Source organism: Candidatus Stoquefichus massiliensis AP9 (assembly GCF_000455285.1).
Taxonomy (GTDB): domain Bacteria; phylum Bacillota_I; class Bacilli_A; order Erysipelotrichales; family Coprobacillaceae; genus Stoquefichus; species Stoquefichus massiliensis.
The window spans coordinates 57,217-74,162 of record NZ_HG005285.1 but is presented as its reverse complement, the minus strand read 5'-3'; the positions used below and the strand labels follow the sequence as shown (position 1 = coordinate 74,162).

Here is a 16,946-nt window from a genome sequence, read left to right as displayed (position 1 = left end):
GTGAGTGAAACTATGGAATTAAGAGTTCTTAAATATTTTCTTGCTGTAGCACGAGAAGAAAATATTAGTCGTGCTGCTGAAACATTACATATTACACAACCAACATTATCACGTCAATTAATGCAATTAGAAGACGAATTAGCAACTCAGTTATTTGTTCGAGGTAAAAATAAAATATCACTTACAAATGAAGGAATGCTTTTAAAAAGAAGAGCACAGGAAATGATTGATTTGGCAGATAAGACAAAACAAGAATTTTTGTGGAAAGAAGAAATGATTGCAGGTTCTATTGATATTGGCAGTGGTGAAACATATACAATGAAAAAAATTGCAGAGGTCATGAAAGAATTTCATGATCTCTATCCTCAAGTTACATATCATTTGTATAGTGGTAATGCTGATGATGTGAAAGAAAAACTTGATAGAGGATTGATTGATATTGGGCTTTTGGCTGAACCTGTTGATATCGAAAAATATAATTTTTTACGATTACCACAAAAAGATATCTGGGGTGTTCTGATGCGAAAAGATCATCCACTTGCAAGTAAAGAATATATTGAACCATATGATTTAATTCATGAAGAAATTCTTTGTTCACGCAGAGATCTGGTTTTAAAAGAATTAGAACATTGGTTTGGTGATGCTTTTGGACAAATTCAAATTGTATCAACTTATAATTTAGTCTATAATGCATCATTAATGGTAGAAACAGGTATGGGGATGGCTATTTGTTTTGAAAAGCTTATTTATATGAATAATGATTCAAATCTTATTTTTAAAAGATTATCCCCTCGTTTAGAAACAGGAACTGTGATTGTTTGGAAAAAGCATCAAATTTTCTCACCAGCAGTAACACATTTTCTTGATATGCTAAAAATGTATTTTAAAGAAATATAAACTCTGTAAGATGTACTTATAGAGTTTTTATGCTTTTTAAGCATTATTGAAAATAGATTATAGGTATTAGACATAACAAAGAAAATCTATTATGATAATAGTGTCAAAGAAAGAAGGGATATGGTGACAAGTCAGGAAGTGAGTAATATTTATCGTATTGAATTGCTTGACCTTCACAAATATGAAGCATATGATTTGTTTCATGATATAAGGCTTGGCAATGATTATTGTTATACAAAAGATGCTATTGCAAGACTTAGTATAATTCTTTCTTTAGAAAAGAGTGGTTTATCTTTAAAAGAAATTAATGATTATTTGATGGGTGATATAAATAAGAAAAGAACGTTACTTGTTAAGAAACGTCAAATTTTATTAAAAACATGGCATCATTATTTTCATCAAAAAGAGAGAATTGATCAAATTATTAATGAAATGGAGCGGAATATATGAAAAAAAATCAAAAAAAGCCATGGATTGTATTAGCTGTTTGCTGTGGATTAGCAGCTTCATCTATTGGCATATCTATTAATTCATCAGGGGTCTTTTATACGCCTGTATCTGAATCATTAAATATGATGAGAGGGACATTTGCAATGCATATGACAATTTTCTCATTTGTAACAGCATTAAGTGCATTTGTTGTTCCTGTTTTCATGCGTAAGTTTTCTTATAAACTTATTTTAGTTGTGAGTGTTGCAATTGCTGTTATAGCAACTGCTTTTATGGGATTTGTAGATACTGCATTTATGTTTAATATATTAGGGGGAATCCGTGGATTTGCAACAGGAATGTTTTCCATTGTGCCACTGACAATGATTATTAATGAATGGTTTCATAAAAAACATGGCTTTGCAACAAGTTTTGTCTTTGGCTTTAGTGGATTAGCAGGATCTATCTGTTCACCAATATTATCACAATGTATTGAGATATTTGGCTGGCAAATGAGTTATATAATAAAAGCATTGATTATTTTAGTATTATGTTTACCAGCAATTCTCTATCCATTTACAGTTCATCCACAGGATGAGGGAATTCTTCCCTATGGTTTTGATGAAAAGACTTTAGAACGTTTTCAATCTAAGGTTTCAGTATTCCGCTTTTTGACAGTTGGATTTATTGGATTTTTTATTCTCGCTTTAATGAACACAATGATTACTGGTATTACTCAACATTTACCCGGTTTTGCTGAATCCATTGGATATACTTCTACAGTAGGTGCAACTTTACTTTCAGCAGGAATGGTAGGGAATATTATTTCAAAACTATTAATTGGTATTATGAGTGATCGTTTTGGTCCAATGAAAGCAACAATAACAATGATGAGTATGAATATGTTAGGGATTATTTTCCTTATTTTTTCTCCGCATGTATTTGGATTATATATAGGTGCATTCTTGTTTGGGTCTATTTACTCTGTAGGTGCAGTTGGGTTGCCATTGTTATGTAAATATTTCTTTGGTTTAGAAAATTATAATAAAGTTTTTCCAAGTATTTCGTTCGCTTCTAATTTAGGTGCGGCTGTTGCATTATCTATTGTTGGTTATATTTATGATTTTATGGGATCTTATATTTTTGCTTTTATCTTGGGATTGGGTATTAATATTTTATGTTTTATTCTTTTAATGATTGTCATGAGATATCAGCATAAAGAAGTTATTGCAAAATAATGGAAGTTTGCATAACTTCTTTTTTTGTATTGGTGGACAATTTGTTAAAATTGTTTTCTTTGGGTGTTTCGTGTATAATAAGATTATTAGAAGGAGGAAAGTGCTGATGTTTAAAAAAATATTTTTATTATTAGCGATAACACTATCCTTATTCGGATGTTCAAAGGATGATGATAAACAATATCCTAGTGAATATCCTAATTCTAAGAGTTATACATTAAATGAGATTTTATATCCGGATAATTCTGGAATAGAGATTTTAGAAAGTGATGTTGCTAATATTGATTATTCAAATATGAAAAAAGGTTATGTCATGGCTTATTTAAATCATAATAATGATGTCAAGATTAAAGTGAAAATATCTAAGGGAGAGCAGAAATATTTTTATGATTTAACTTCTTTAGAGGCAGTTGCTCTACCTTTACAGATGGGGGATGGGGAATATCTTTTATCGATATTAAAGCAACATCAGGGAAATCAATATTTTATTGAGAAAACTCAAAAAATTCAAGTGCAATTAGAGAATGAGTTTTTACCATTTCTTTATCCTAATCAATTGGTAAATTATCGACAAGGAGATATGATAACAACGCAAAGTATGGAAGTTGTTAAGGATGATGCGAATGATTTAGAACGTATAAAAGATATTTATATGTTTGTTGTGAATTATTTGGATTATGATGATAGTAAGGCCGTTGAAGCAACTCAAAAATATATTATTCCTGATTTAAAAGAATTGTTTAAGGAGAAAAAAGGAATCTGTTTTGATTATGCATCAATGATGGTTGCGATGCTAAGAATTCAGCATATTCCTGCACGTTTGATATGTGGGAATACAGATATTGAATATCATGCTTGGGTAGAAGTTTATTTGGAGGGAAAAGGATGGGTTAATCCTGATATTTTTGTAGATGAGAAAACTTGGACACGAATGGATCCAACATTTGCAAGTTCGAAATTTGACTATGATGGACAGTATGAAGCTGTTTATTATTACTAGGAGGGAATCATATGAAACTAAACTTTGAAGAAAAGTATGCTTTTACAACACAGATGGCAATGATTTTGGATGCAGGTTTTGATATGGTACAGGGTGTTGAAATGATTGGGCAGGAAGTTGAGAATTCTCATATAAAAGAAGTGTGTCAAGATATTCTTCGTTATTTTCAGGATGATTCTCGTTTAAGTCAGGCTGTTCTTAAAACGGATGCATTTGATCATTATATGATTCATTTATTAGAAGTTGGAGAAATAAGTGGTCATTTAGATGAAACAATGTTATCTTTATCACAATATTATGAACGTATGAATGATATGTCACGACAATTGCAACAAGCTTTAACATATCCAATTGTCTTATTATTTATGATGTTTGTTGTTATTGGTGTTATTGTATTGAAAGTGTTACCTATTTTTCAAGATGTCTTAAAGAGTTTAGGAAGTGATTTATCACAATATGCTTATACCTTTATGCAGTGTGGACAAATCTTTTCATTCATAGGTTTTTGTGTGTTGTTAATTGTTTTAATATTATTAGCTAGTTTTTATGTTTATGCTAAAGTGACTCATACAAGTTTATTAACACTTTTTATTGATAAAGTACCTTTTATGAAATCTCTATCACAAGGATTATCACATGCACAAATGACATATGCATTATCGATGTTTATGTCAAGTGGATATGAGGTTGAAGCTGCTATTGAGTACACTATACCATTAATTCAAGAAAAAAATTTAAAGAAACAATTAGAAAATTGTTTAAAGGCTATACAATCTCAAGTGCCTTTTTTAGAAGCTATAGCTCAAAATCACATTTATCATGGGATGAAACTGAATATGTTACAGGTTGCTGAAAAAACAGGGCGTATTGATCAAGTTCTTGCAAAATTATCACTTACATATCAAGAAGAAGTGAATGACTCTATTACTCATTTTTTAAATGTTATTGAACCAACAATTGTAACATTTTTATCTGTTATAGTAGGAATTGTTTTACTTTCTGTTATGTTACCAATTGTGAGTATTCTCTCTTCTTTATAGGTGATGCCTATGAAAAATATAGGAAAAGTATGCTTTTTATTCTCTATTATTGCTTTGATATGGAGTGGAGTTTATTGGGCAGGAGAATATTCTCAAAAAGAAGATTTACAAAGAATCAATGATACGATTGTTGATTTGAGTTTGAAATGTTATAGTATTGAAGGTCAGTACCCTCAAGATATACAGTATTTAAAGAATTATTATGGGTTATTAGTGAATGAAGAGGATTATCATATTCTTTATCATTATGAGGGGGATAATATCAAACCAACCATTCATGTTTATAAGAAGGTGAAAGATTATGAATAGACAATTTCATGTTCAAACTCTTTTGAATCTGTTTTTATTCTTAATTTTTGTGATTGGATCATTTTTTATTGTTTCTAGTGAAATTCAGGGTTATCAGAATATTCATGATAGTATCACACAAGAAGATGAACTAATGACACCCTTAGCTTATATGAATACAAAGTTAAAAGCCTATGATCAAAGGGATATGATTACGTTGGTAGAATTAGAGAACGTATCATGTATAAAATTAAGTGATGAGAGTTCTTCGACATATATTTATTATAGGGATGGTTATATTCAAGAAATTTCTGTTGCCGATGATTATATTCCTTTATTAGATGAAGGAGAAAAGTTATTTGAAGTAGATAGTTTAAAAATAACTTTACAGCAGCAATTATGCCATGTTTATATTGAAAAGCATCAGCAATCTAGAGAATTATCTGTTTATTTACATAGTTAAAGGAGGAGTTATATGCGATCAAAAGTTCATTCTTTTTCATATTTAATGGAATTAATTATCGTTATCTTTTTCTTTGCTATATCTACAACTATTTGTGTTTCACTGATTGTGAAAGCTAAAGAAAAACAGGAAGATGCAAAAGTTTTACAGGAAACATTGTTTTCTGTGCAATCTATGATTGAAACAATGCAGGCACACCCTAATGACAATCCTACAAAATTATTATCTTTAGAAAAGGTGGATGAACAAACTTACCAAGGTGAAAATTTTGTACTAAAATTATATCATGAAAAGACTGTTCATGGCATATTTGAAATTCAATTAGATAACCAAGTATGTTATGAGTTACCTTTTGTTTTGGGAGGTGCTTAAGATGGATAAAGAAAGACATGAATTTCATATGAGTATTGGAGCAGCAACTATTTTTATGATTTTTGTTATTTTGGTTATGAGTATTATATCCATTCTTTCCTATCTAAGAGCAAAGAGTTATGATGAATCTATTCATAGACAATTAAGCATAACAAGTCAGTATTATCAAAGTGAAGCGAAACTCATGGAATGTTATTATCAATTAGATGCAGATGATTTAGAAAAACAACTTAAACAAATGAAAAGAGAATATCAATATCAAAATGGTTATTATATATTAGAAGAGAATTTAAATAATGAACGTGTTTTAAGATTGACTTTTGAAGTGCATCAACAAACGTTAGAGATTGTTTCTTTAAAGACAGAAAGTAAGGAGAAAAGCTATGGAAGCTAGGGAATTATTGGAAAATGTAGTAACAATGAAGGCTTCGGATGTCTTTATTATTGCTGGATCACCTTGTGCAGTTAAAATTGATGGACGAATTGAAAAATATAATGAGCAAAGATTGCTTCCGGAAGATACAGAGAGAATGATTAAAGAAATCTATTCCATTGCAAATAAAGACGATTTAGGTGAGTTTATGAAAACGGGTGATGATGACTTTTCATTTTCAATTCCAAGTATTGGACGTTTTCGTGTCAATGTTTATAAACAGAGAAATTCATTTGCGGCTGTCATTAGAGTTGTTAGTTTTGAATTACCAGATCCTGAAGTATTACATATTCCTCATATTATTACAGATCTTGCGAAACTGAAAAAAGGTTTAGTACTTGTTACAGGACCTGCAGGCAGTGGTAAATCAACAACATTAGCATGTATTATTGATCAGATTAATCGTCATCGCAATACACATATTATTACAATTGAAGACCCTATTGAATATCTACATACTCATCGTCAAAGTATTGTTTCACAGCGTGAAGTTTATCATGATACGAAAGATTATATATCAGCTCTAAGAGCAGCATTAAGAGAGGCTCCTGAAGTTATATTGGTGGGTGAAATGCGTGATTTGGAAACGATGGATATTGCCATTACTGCAGCTGAAACAGGACATTTGATTTTTTCTAGTTTACATACATTAGGTGCAGCCAATACAATTGATCGCATGATTGATGTTTTTCCTTCTTCACAGCAACAACAAATTCGTGTTCAATTATCGATGGTATTGAATGCTGTTGTATCACAACAGCTAATTCCAAATAGAGAAGGTAAAATGATTCCTGTATTTGAAATTATGATTTGTAATCAAGCAATTCGTACTTTGATTCGTGAAGGGAAGACGCATCAAATAGATAATGCGATTGCTTCACAAAGACAAACAGGAATGATAACAATGGATGATGCTATTGTTGATTTATATCGGCAAGGTAAGATTACAAGAGAAATCGCATTAATGTATGCCGCACATGCCAATATTATAGAAAAGAAGCTTTAAAAGAATACTGATGTATTCTTTTTTTTGTCACAAGTTTCTAAAAAAATTTCCAAAATTTATGTTATTATAGAGACATTTGTGACTGATGGGTATATAATAGTATTTGTCAAAGGTTATGAAAAGAAAAAATTAATTTATTATAATATAAGAAATTAAATGAATTTATAAATTTAGCTTGAACCATAGAGGTTAAGATAAAATATTAGTGAGGGAACGATTATGAAAAAAAGAGGTATATTGAATGTTCAAACATTAGGGAAATTAAAAATTACTTGTGGAAATATTGTGTTTCCTTTAGAAAGACAAAGAAGTGCACAAGTTGAGTTGTTAATTGTTTATTTATTGCTTAATCGAAATATGAATTTAACTTCATCACAGCTGATTGATTTTTTATGGCCTAATGGTGATTCTGATAAGCCAGAAGGAGCATTAAGAAATTTAGTTTATCGAGCTCGTAAAGAAATGAAGAGATTTTTTGACGACACGGCTTGTATTCAGTCTCAAGGTCGGGGATATTACTGGAATTTGGATATTGAATGTCGGATAGATTATGAGGAAATATTAAAAATAGCGAATCGTGTTGAACAAGAAAATGATTGGATAAGAAAGTATGAAAAGTGCTTAACTTTATTATCATTTTATGAAAATGATTTTTTGCCAGAGTTTAATTATAATGATTGGATTATGCAGATGAATAATACTTTGGAAACAAGGTGCTTAGACGCTATATTGCATACTTTAGATATATTAACAAAAAATAAAAAGTATACAGAAATTCTGAAAATTACTAATCATCCAAATATTCAAAAACTTTTAGATTCGCGTTTGTATGAAATGAAACTCTACGCATATTATAAGACAGAACAGTATGATACAGCATTGTCTTTTTATAGACAAACTGTTGATTATTATTATAGTCGTTATGGGATGGCTGTTTCTCAAAAATTAAAAGATATTTATCAATTAATATTAGATACTGCACCAACAACACAGGTTAATGTTAATGAATTAGAAGAAAATCTTACACATGATGGAAATACGGAAACGACATTCTATTGTGATTTTGATGTTTTTAAAAATATTTATCAAGTGAATTTAAGATCAGCAAGACGTTCTATGAAAGCACGTGTCTTGGCTTTATTGACATTAACTGATGAGACGAATACATTATCTGAAAAAGAAGTCCAGTATGAAGCAAACGTATTAAGAAATGTCATTGCATCAAGTTTACGGAAGAATGATGTTTTTTCTAAATTTAATATGACACAGTTTTCTTTGATTATTGCATCACCGGATCTTGACGGAGCAAGAATTGCAGTAGAACGAATTCAAAAAAGATATGATGAAAAGAAGAAACATATAGAAATGACATTGAAATCTGATTTGAAGAGGATTAATTAGGAGGTATTATGGTGAAAAAATTAAAAATAAATTATTTAGCTAAGAAAATTAGTGTTATTTTCTTGGCCTTAACAATGGTGATGTCTTTGATTCAGTGGAGTGGATTGAATAGTGTTAAAGCAGAAGATGCTGTTGCAAATATTTCTTTTACAACACAAATTGTAGGGAGTGTTGGCAGCCTAAATAATACAATTACAGAAATTCAATCTGGTGAACCATTCTTTATGGCATTAAGATATAATGTTAATTCAGGGGGAGATAATGTTTTTTATAAAAGCTGTCTTATTTCTATACCACTATCAAAGTATATAGAATTTGATGAATTGGTTATTCCAGAGGGCTCTAGTTCTGTATTTCATGATGCTAAAATTGTTGAAAAATTTGGAAATAATTATCTTAATATTTCAGCTGATGAGACATTGGCAGCAGGAAATGCAGGAACTATCTATATAAAAATGCATTTTAAAAATATGGAAACGCCTGATGGAACAACTGCTATTTTTGATAGAATGGAATTGACGGGAATAGAACAAGTAGGAAATGGTGAGGCAACTCAATTTAAGCCTATTGAAATTCCAAGTGCTAAGATAACATCAACAGCTTTACAAGAGTGGACAATTCAAAAAAATGTTGAGAAGCAAGCTGGTCAAAATGTAAGTATTACAGATATTAATGGAAAAAAATATTATAAAGTCGATTATCAAATTCATATTAGACCAGGGGCAGAAAATATTAGTGCCAATCGTTATGGACGTTTAAACTGTGAAAAGTTTGTTTTAACAGATATTTTACCAACTGGTTATCCAGAAGGAGGAGCTGCTCAGTTATCTGAAATTAAAGTAGGAGATAAAACATTGGTTGAAGGAACTGATTACACAGTTGGAAAGTATAATGATGATAAATCAATTAAAGAACTTCAGATTCAATATGTTAATCAATATAATGGATCAGATAGTCAAAGTTTTATACCAAAAGGAGCAGCTATTAATACCACATATACATTGACAATGTTATATGATTACAACGCTTATAAAATTCGCCAAAATGAAGATTTTATACAAAAAATATTAACAAATAAAGCTCAACTGGTTTATAAACCTATTGGCAAAGATGAAAAAACAGTTGATTCTAGTGCGCCAATTCAATTAGGATGGCAGGAAGAAAATCAAGTCAATGTTGATTTTACAGTTACCAAAAAGGCCACTGTTAAAACAACTGGTACGCCTAATATTGGTGTGGATGATACAAAATTATTTGATAAAACAATGCAAGATATGTATTATCGAGGTAATGATCATATTCAGTTTGCATTATATACTGATCAAGAATGTAAAACACTTGCTCTTGATAATAACAAGAATGTTGTGAATCCTATTGAAATTAATGAAAATGGACAGGCGTCATTTCAGTCAATTCCATATGGCACATATTATTTAAAAGAAATTTCTGGACCTCGTTTGTTTAAAAATGATGGGGTCAAGAAGATTGTTATTGATGAACAAGATGGAACAATCAAAGTTGATGATAAAAATATCAATAATAACAATATTGATTTTATCAATACAACGGATGAAAATGGTTATGGATATGTTGCTTTTTGGAAAAGAGGCTCAAGTGCAACATCAAAAGATACTGGCTGGTTAGCAGGTGTGGAATTTACTTTAAAGGACACAAATGGAAATTCTTATACTGCAAAATCTAATAAAGATGGACTTGTTTTATTTGAAGGAATTCCTGCTGGTGAGTATACAGTTACTGAAAACAAGACTGATGATAATGAATTTGAAATATCTGATAAGTCATGGTCTGTAACGGTGAAGGGAAATCAAGTCAATTATCCGATAGGAATGGATATATTTGATAACACTTATCCTTATGTTCAAAATGTATCTAATAAGGGGAAATTAAAGTTCATTAAAAAATCAAGTGTTACTGATGAGGAATTGAAAGGTGCACAATTTGAAATATATGTTCCAAACGATTTAAATAAAACTTATACAGAAGAAGAACTTAATGATTTTAATACAAGTGGATTGAAAAGTTATGTATTAGATTCTAAGGATCAGACGTTTGTAGAATCACCTGCTTTAGTACCAGGAACATATGTTTATCGTGAAATAAAAGCACCACAAGGCTATACTGTAGATTTTCAATTTAAGAGTGTTAAAGTAGAACAAAACACATTAATAGATGTCGTTGTTAAAAATATTCCTCAAGGAAGTTTAGAGTTACAAAAATATGGAGTTTTATCAGCAGATAATCCATTTAGAATTCCTATTGATGGAACTGAATTCCAAATTTATACAGATAAAAATCTTAATGAGGAATCATTGGTTAAAGATAGTGATGGAAATGCTATTGTCATTAAACCTTATGTTGATTTTAAAGGAAATCCAACATCAAATATTATCTATCTTGATGAAGGAACTTATTATTTAAAAGAAACTGTTGTTCCTAAAGGGTATATTCAATTAACAGAACCAATTGAAGTGAAAATAACTTCTGGAAAAAATCTTGGAATAAGCGTAGATAACAAAGTGAGTCAACAAGGTCTTGTGAGTATTCATAAAACTGATTTAAAAACAAAAGTTGGGTTACAAGGTGCTAAATTTGATATTATAGATCAAAAAGGCAATGTTGTTGAGACGTTAGTGACAGATACTTATGGTTATGCTAAATCAAATCTATTAGCATCTGGAGACTATCGATTAGTAGAAAAAGTAGCACCAAATGGATATATCGAATTAAAGAATTCTGTTTCATTTACAATAACTGATAATAATGAAACAGTGATTAAAGATAGTGACATTGCAAATATCCCTTATATGAAATATCAATTTAAAAAGATTGACTCTATAACTTCTCAGGTGATAAGTGGTGTTAAATTTCGTTTATATGAAGTTGATCCAACAGCCAATCCAAATGCTAGTTATCGTGAATTTATAAGTGATGATAAAGGCTTGATAACATTTGATCATCTTGTTGATGGAAAGAGATATTATTTTGTTGAAACATCTACAAATAAAGAATATACATTGGATACAAAAGTTCATTCATTTGTAGCCAATATTAATGAAACAACTGAAAATAGTGGAGATTGGATACAGTTTGGAGAAGATTTTAAGAATACACCTAAAGGTAAATTCACAGTTCATAAGACTCTTATTGATCTTGATGAATCAATTAAGAATCTTTCAGGTATATCATTTATAACTTATCCAAAATTAACAAAAGATTCATCATCTGACAAAGAAACGGCTACTTATAATAAAACATTATTCCAATTAGGCACAACAGGAAATAAAGGGAATGTTCAATCACCTCTTTTAGATGCTGGTGAATATTGGGTTGAGGAAATTCCAAATAAAGATGGACTTTATCAAGAAATAGAACCACAAGTTATCACTGTCAAGCCTAATATTACGATTAATTCTAATGAAGAAACAGGTTTATTAGAAGTTAAGAATACTTATGCAAAAGGAAAGTTGAAAATTAAAAAAGTAAGTTCTGAAGATGAAAACATAGGTATTGATGTGCTCTTTTCTGTTTATAAAAAAGTTGAAGGAATAACAGATTATTCTCAACAAAAAGAATTGTTTACTGTTCGTACTGATGCGGCTGATAAAACACCAGTAGGAACAAAATTAAGTACGCACTGGTTTGAACCAGGTGATTATGTTTTAGTGGAAAAAGAAATTAAAAGTGGATCTTATGTGTTAGATAAAACACCTCATGAATTTACGATAGAGGCTGGAAAGCTTAATCAGTATTATTTTGAAAATCCAATTCAAAATGTACCATCTGGTTCACTTTCATTGGTAAAATATGAATCATGGAATTCTGTGGGACAAGAAGAAGTGAATCTTATCGCTGCTGGATTTAAATTTAAAATCTATAATGCAATTGAATGTCAAGCAACTGATGAAGGTGCGGTTGAATTGAATGGTAAGTATTATAAAAAAGGTACTTATACGCAAAAAGAGGTGACAAGTGGTCATAGTTCAATAACCATTAAAGGGTTAAAACCAGGAGCATATATTGTTGAAGAAGAATTAACAAAAGAACAAATCAGCCAAGGATTTACAAAAGCACCTGCCCAAGCTATTGTTTTAGGAGCTGGTGGTTCAGGAAAACTTGTTTTCAAAAATACGAATACAAACAGTAAAATAAAAATTACAAAAGTTGATGCTGCTAATCCTAAAAAATTATTAAATGATGCAGAGTTTGATATTTATCGTTTAGCACAACAAAACGAAAAAAGTGAAACAATTACAATAGATGATACATCATATCAAGTTGTATCTGCTGGTTTGAAGTATAAAATTAAATCTGGAACAGCTATCATGTATGATAAAGATGGTAACGCAACAACTCTAAACGGTGTTGGGTTCTCAGGGTTTTTACAACCTGGTGAAACATATTTTCTAAAGGAAATAAAGGCACCAAATGGTTATGAAGCAAGTCAATTATGGACAAAAGTAGGACCATTAGAATCTGGTAAACTTTCTGAAGTGACAATCACAAATTTTGCACCAATAGCAGCAACTGGAGATAAAGTTGATGGACAAGGCAATAAGGTAGATGGAGCAATATTTGCTTTATTCTTATCAAAAGATGATGCTGATAAAGTTTCCCAATTATCTGATGAGTTATTAAATCAGCTTACTAATGATTCTCAGTTGCAAGAAGAATATGGTGTTTTACAAGTGACAACATCAAAAAATGGACAAATCCAGTTTAAGGGATTAGATACAACAAAGACATATTATGTACTGGAAATTAAAGCACCAGTGGATAATAACAATCATCCTACACATCAAAGAGATAAAAATGTATATACTGTTTCTATCGAGGTTGATGGGAATAAGTATTATTTAATTGATGAACATACAGGTAAAATTTTATCAGTTACAAATTATTTATATCAAAGAATTTGGCTAAAAAAGAATTTTATTTTTGCTGGTAATATTAAAGAATTAAATGGTGTCAATTTTAACATATATCAAGCTATTCAAGCTGAGGATAAAGAGTCTTCAGTTATTGAAAAAGATGGGAAATATTATAAACTTGGAGAGAAAGTCGATACATTGCACACTGGTACTGATACAATTGCAGGGGATGGTGGAGCAGTGAGTATCCATTTACCAGCTGGTATCTATATTGTTGAAGAAGATATGGATTCTTTACCTGATAAAGGATTGGTTAATAAGGAGCGTTATCATATTGTTGAGTTAACAAAAATTGATAATAAGCAAACTGAAGATAATAAGGATTTATATAAGAATCCTATTGAAAATACAACAGAATATGGATCTTTCTATTTGAATAAAATTTCTAATGTTCAAAATCAGAAATTAAAAGCAACATTTGTTTTACAAATCAAGCAAGGGAATGAATATGTTGATTATAAATTAAGCAATGGGAAAATTGTAGAAATAGAAACTGATGGAGAGAATATTTATCAATTTGATCAACATTTTGATGCATTATTAAAGCCAGGAAATTATCAATTAAAGGAAACTAAAGTTGAAGAAGGTTATACAATGAGTGAACCAATTCAATTCGATATTCAAGCTGGAAAAATTACTGGTATGAATAATCAAACAATCACTTATTATGATTCAATAAATGAAGCGCAAAATCATCCATTAACAATTGTTAATAATGCTCAAGGATATATTCATTTAAGTAAAGTTGGGAAAGAAGTTCAATATGATGGAAGTACTGTTTTCAAAAATTTATCTGGAGTTGAGTTTAAAATTTATAAATTTGATACAAATGAATTCGTTGGAACAGGAATTTCTCAAGCTGATGGTCATATTCAATTTAAAAATTTAATTGGTCAAGATGTAACAGATAAAAACTGGTTAGATGCTGGTGACTACGTGATTAAAGAAACGAGTATTGGAAATAACACATCTTCTGGATATATTGCTCAATATTTAGGAAAATTTACAATTAAAAGTAATCAGTTAACATCAGTTGTTACTGAAATAAATGAATCTGGACAACCAATTGGAACTGAAACAAACAAAATTATTAACGAATCTCAATATGGTATGTTTTCTGTTAAAAAGGTTGATAAATATAATATGACTAAAACTTTAGCAGGTGTTCAATTTGAAGTATATACAAAATCAGGTTCTACTTATACAAAGGTTGAAAATGTTCTTATGACGACAGATATGCAGGGTATAGCAACGTCTCCATTACTACCTGAAGGTGACTATTATCTTAAGGAAATCAAGACATTAGATGGATATGTATTAAATGAAGGATATTTGGGGGCGTATTCAGTGACAAAACAAGTCATTACAGAATCATCGCTTCCAATTACAAATGTTATGAAGCAAGCACTCTCTATCATAAAGAATGATTCTGATTCTCATACTCTCATTACAAATCTTGAAGGAACAACTTTTGCTCTATATGAGAATAAAAATGATCAAACTCCACTTCAAACAAAAGTTTATGATCCTCATATAGGAATTGTGTTTGATAACTTAGAGGCTGATCACACATATTATATCAAAGAAATTCAGGCGCCAATTGGTTATGAATTAAAGAGTGATTTGATGGAAGTTAAAACTGGAACAACACAAATTGATTCTTCACAACCAGTTGTAAAAGAATATATATTTGAAAATGATTTACTTGGAAGTTTAAAAATTAAGAAAGTTGCACAATGGGATTTACCTGAAAATCAATCTCAAAAATTACCATTAAGTGGAGTAGAGTTTACATTATATAAAGAAGATGGTAAGACAGTTGTTCAAAAAGATATCACAGATAGAAATGGTATGATTACATTTATCGGACTCAATCAAGGAAAGTATGTTTTAAAGGAAACAAAAGGTATAGAAGGATTTGAATTAAATGATGATTCTTATAAAGTGACTATTGAAAAAGGAAAAGAAAATAGTTATTTTACAGGTGAAAACGCTATTGTAAATCATCCAACATTAGGAAAATTTGAATTCCAAAAAGTTGATGCTAATAATCAGCCATTATCTGGAGCAAAATTTAGATTGATTCAAATCAACGGTAATTATGAAAAAGTAATTTTTGATGAATTTGAAACAGAAAGTGATGGATCGTTCTCATCAAGAATGCTAGAACCAGGAGAATATCGTTTAGAAGAGATATATGCACCACAAGGTTATGCAAAAATTGATCCTATATTATTTGAAATCGTTGCTAAACAAATGACTTATTTAGGTAAAAACGGAAAAGTAGTTGATAGTGCACAAGGAAGTATCATGATTACAAAATTCAATGATGCTGGTCAATATTTGGCTAAAAATGAACCATTAGCAGGTGTACATTTTGGACTATATACAGCAGATAATAAACTTGTTGAAGAAAAAGTGACTGATGATTTAGGAAAGATTGTTTGGGAAAATATCGATCCAGGTCAATATTATGTCCAAGAAATTAAATTAGCTGATAATCCTCAGGGATATCAATATTCAGATAAAAAATATGATGTAACGATTGCTGAAAACAAAGCTACTAATATTAATTATTATCCTAATGAAACAAATAATGGAGAAATTATTAATTATTCAACAATGGGAAAAGTTGTTATTCAAAAGAAGGATAATAATAATTCTGCTTTGACAAATGAATTAGCTGGTGCTGTATTTGGTATCTTTAGTGATGTAGATTATCAGAATAAAGTAACAGAAGTCATCATCGGTGATGATGGATTTGGAGTAAGTCAATTATTAGAGGCTACATCTAATGGGACTGATTACTATATAAAAGAGTTAAAAGCACCTGATGGATATGTGTTAGATAATTCTATTCATACAATTACTGGTCAGGTAAAAGTTTATCCTATTCAAAATGAGAATCTCATCAAAGCAAATGCTGATAGAAATTATATATCATTTACAAACACAAGTTCTCATGACTTGATGAATTTTAAAACTGATATTCAAAAAGGTATTACAACTTCTATGAAGAAAAGTGTAGATGCTGATAATTCATTGAGTGAAGAAGCATATCAGACATCATTCTCATTGCGTGGTTATGCTACTGGGAACAATACTGTTCCTGCAGATTACTTATCAGTAAGTGATACGAATACTGTTATGAAATACTTTGATGCTTCTAAAGGACAATATGTGGAAGATAATCAATTTGATAAGGATTCTTGGATAATTAATTCTGTAAATGTATATCGTGCTTATAATCAATCTCAAGCAAGCAATCAAATTACTGCACAAGTTTATTATCAATCTTATGAACTTGGAAAAGTAAGTGAATGGAAAGAAGTGCCTTATGGAAAAATGACTAATATTCAAAATATTGGTACAACTTCATATGAAAAGGTTACATTATCTCCTGAATTAAAGGCAGTGCATATAAAGGTTG

The 16,946-nt window shown here is 30.1% G+C and carries 12 protein-coding genes; all 12 read left to right on the top strand.

Annotation, left to right across the window (positions count from 1 at the left end):
- Positions 1 to 12 precede the first annotated feature (12 nt).
- Complete coding sequence (locus BN350_RS02575) at positions 13 to 897, top strand: LysR family transcriptional regulator (RefSeq protein ID WP_028042192.1); 885 nt, start codon at positions 13 to 15, stop codon at positions 895 to 897.
- Positions 898 to 1,017: 120 nt separating this feature from the next.
- Positions 1,018 to 1,347: a MerR family transcriptional regulator gene (locus BN350_RS02570; RefSeq protein WP_028042191.1), complete on the top strand. Its 330-nt coding sequence runs from the start codon at positions 1,018 to 1,020 to the stop codon at positions 1,345 to 1,347.
- A complete protein-coding gene (locus tag BN350_RS02565; protein WP_028042190.1) occupies positions 1,344 to 2,564 on the top strand; it encodes an MFS transporter in 1,221 nt (406 codons plus the stop codon). Before BN350_RS02570 ends, BN350_RS02565 begins: the two co-directional genes overlap by 4 nt.
- Positions 2,565 to 2,670: 106 nt before the next feature.
- On the top strand, positions 2,671 to 3,564 hold the full coding sequence (locus tag BN350_RS02560; protein WP_044600075.1) for a transglutaminase-like domain-containing protein: 894 nt from the start codon (positions 2,671 to 2,673) through the stop codon (positions 3,562 to 3,564).
- A gap of 11 nt (positions 3,565 to 3,575) precedes the next feature.
- Positions 3,576 to 4,604 carry a type II secretion system F family protein gene (locus tag BN350_RS02555; RefSeq protein WP_028042188.1) on the top strand — a complete coding sequence of 343 codons (1,029 nt, stop codon included), beginning with the start codon at positions 3,576 to 3,578 and terminating at the stop codon, positions 4,602 to 4,604.
- Positions 4,605 to 4,613: 9 nt separating this feature from the next.
- Positions 4,614 to 4,913, top strand: a complete 300-nt coding sequence (locus BN350_RS02550) for a hypothetical protein (protein WP_028042187.1) — start codon at positions 4,614 to 4,616, stop codon at positions 4,911 to 4,913.
- Positions 4,906 to 5,355: a DUF4860 domain-containing protein gene (locus BN350_RS02545; RefSeq protein ID WP_028042186.1), complete on the top strand. Its 450-nt coding sequence runs from the start codon at positions 4,906 to 4,908 to the stop codon at positions 5,353 to 5,355. Before BN350_RS02550 ends, BN350_RS02545 begins: the two co-directional genes overlap by 8 nt.
- A 12-nt stretch (positions 5,356 to 5,367) precedes the next feature.
- Complete coding sequence (locus tag BN350_RS02540) at positions 5,368 to 5,727, top strand: hypothetical protein (protein ID WP_028042185.1); 360 nt, start codon at positions 5,368 to 5,370, stop codon at positions 5,725 to 5,727.
- Position 5,728: 1 nt separating this feature from the next.
- A complete protein-coding gene (locus BN350_RS02535; protein ID WP_028042184.1) occupies positions 5,729 to 6,121 on the top strand; it encodes a hypothetical protein in 393 nt (130 codons plus the stop codon).
- Positions 6,111 to 7,166, top strand: a complete 1,056-nt coding sequence (locus BN350_RS02530) for a type IV pilus twitching motility protein PilT (protein ID WP_028042183.1) — start codon at positions 6,111 to 6,113, stop codon at positions 7,164 to 7,166. Before BN350_RS02535 ends, BN350_RS02530 begins: the two co-directional genes overlap by 11 nt.
- 219 nt (positions 7,167 to 7,385) lie before the next feature.
- The gene (locus tag BN350_RS02525) at positions 7,386 to 8,567 is read left to right on the top strand and encodes an AfsR/SARP family transcriptional regulator (RefSeq protein ID WP_028042182.1); all 1,182 of its coding nucleotides are present in this window, start codon (positions 7,386 to 7,388) and stop codon (positions 8,565 to 8,567) included.
- 11 nt (positions 8,568 to 8,578) lie between these two features.
- Positions 8,579 to 16,946: SpaA isopeptide-forming pilin-related protein (locus BN350_RS18330; RefSeq protein ID WP_187117094.1), on the top strand; the 8,368-nt coding region annotated here is incomplete at its 3' end.

Excerpts from the sequence above, each read along its gene's own strand:
- BN350_RS02575 (WP_028042192.1), top strand. The coding sequence starts at position 13 with ATGGAATTAAGAGTTCTTAAATATTTTCTTGCTGTAGCACGAGAAGAA.
- BN350_RS02550 (WP_028042187.1), top strand. The coding sequence starts at position 4,614 with ATGAAAAATATAGGAAAAGTATGCTTTTTATTCTCTATTATTGCTTTG.
- BN350_RS02570 (WP_028042191.1), top strand. The coding sequence starts at position 1,018 with ATGGTGACAAGTCAGGAAGTGAGTAATATTTATCGTATTGAATTGCTT.
- BN350_RS02535 (WP_028042184.1), top strand. The coding sequence starts at position 5,729 with ATGGATAAAGAAAGACATGAATTTCATATGAGTATTGGAGCAGCAACT.
- BN350_RS02560 (WP_044600075.1), top strand. The coding sequence starts at position 2,671 with ATGTTTAAAAAAATATTTTTATTATTAGCGATAACACTATCCTTATTC.
- BN350_RS02525 (WP_028042182.1), top strand. The coding sequence starts at position 7,386 with ATGAAAAAAAGAGGTATATTGAATGTTCAAACATTAGGGAAATTAAAA.
- BN350_RS02540 (WP_028042185.1), top strand. The coding sequence starts at position 5,368 with ATGCGATCAAAAGTTCATTCTTTTTCATATTTAATGGAATTAATTATC.
- BN350_RS02545 (WP_028042186.1), top strand. The coding sequence starts at position 4,906 with ATGAATAGACAATTTCATGTTCAAACTCTTTTGAATCTGTTTTTATTC.
- BN350_RS02555 (WP_028042188.1), top strand. The coding sequence starts at position 3,576 with ATGAAACTAAACTTTGAAGAAAAGTATGCTTTTACAACACAGATGGCA.
- BN350_RS02530 (WP_028042183.1), top strand. The coding sequence starts at position 6,111 with ATGGAAGCTAGGGAATTATTGGAAAATGTAGTAACAATGAAGGCTTCG.
- BN350_RS02565 (WP_028042190.1), top strand. The coding sequence starts at position 1,344 with ATGAAAAAAAATCAAAAAAAGCCATGGATTGTATTAGCTGTTTGCTGT.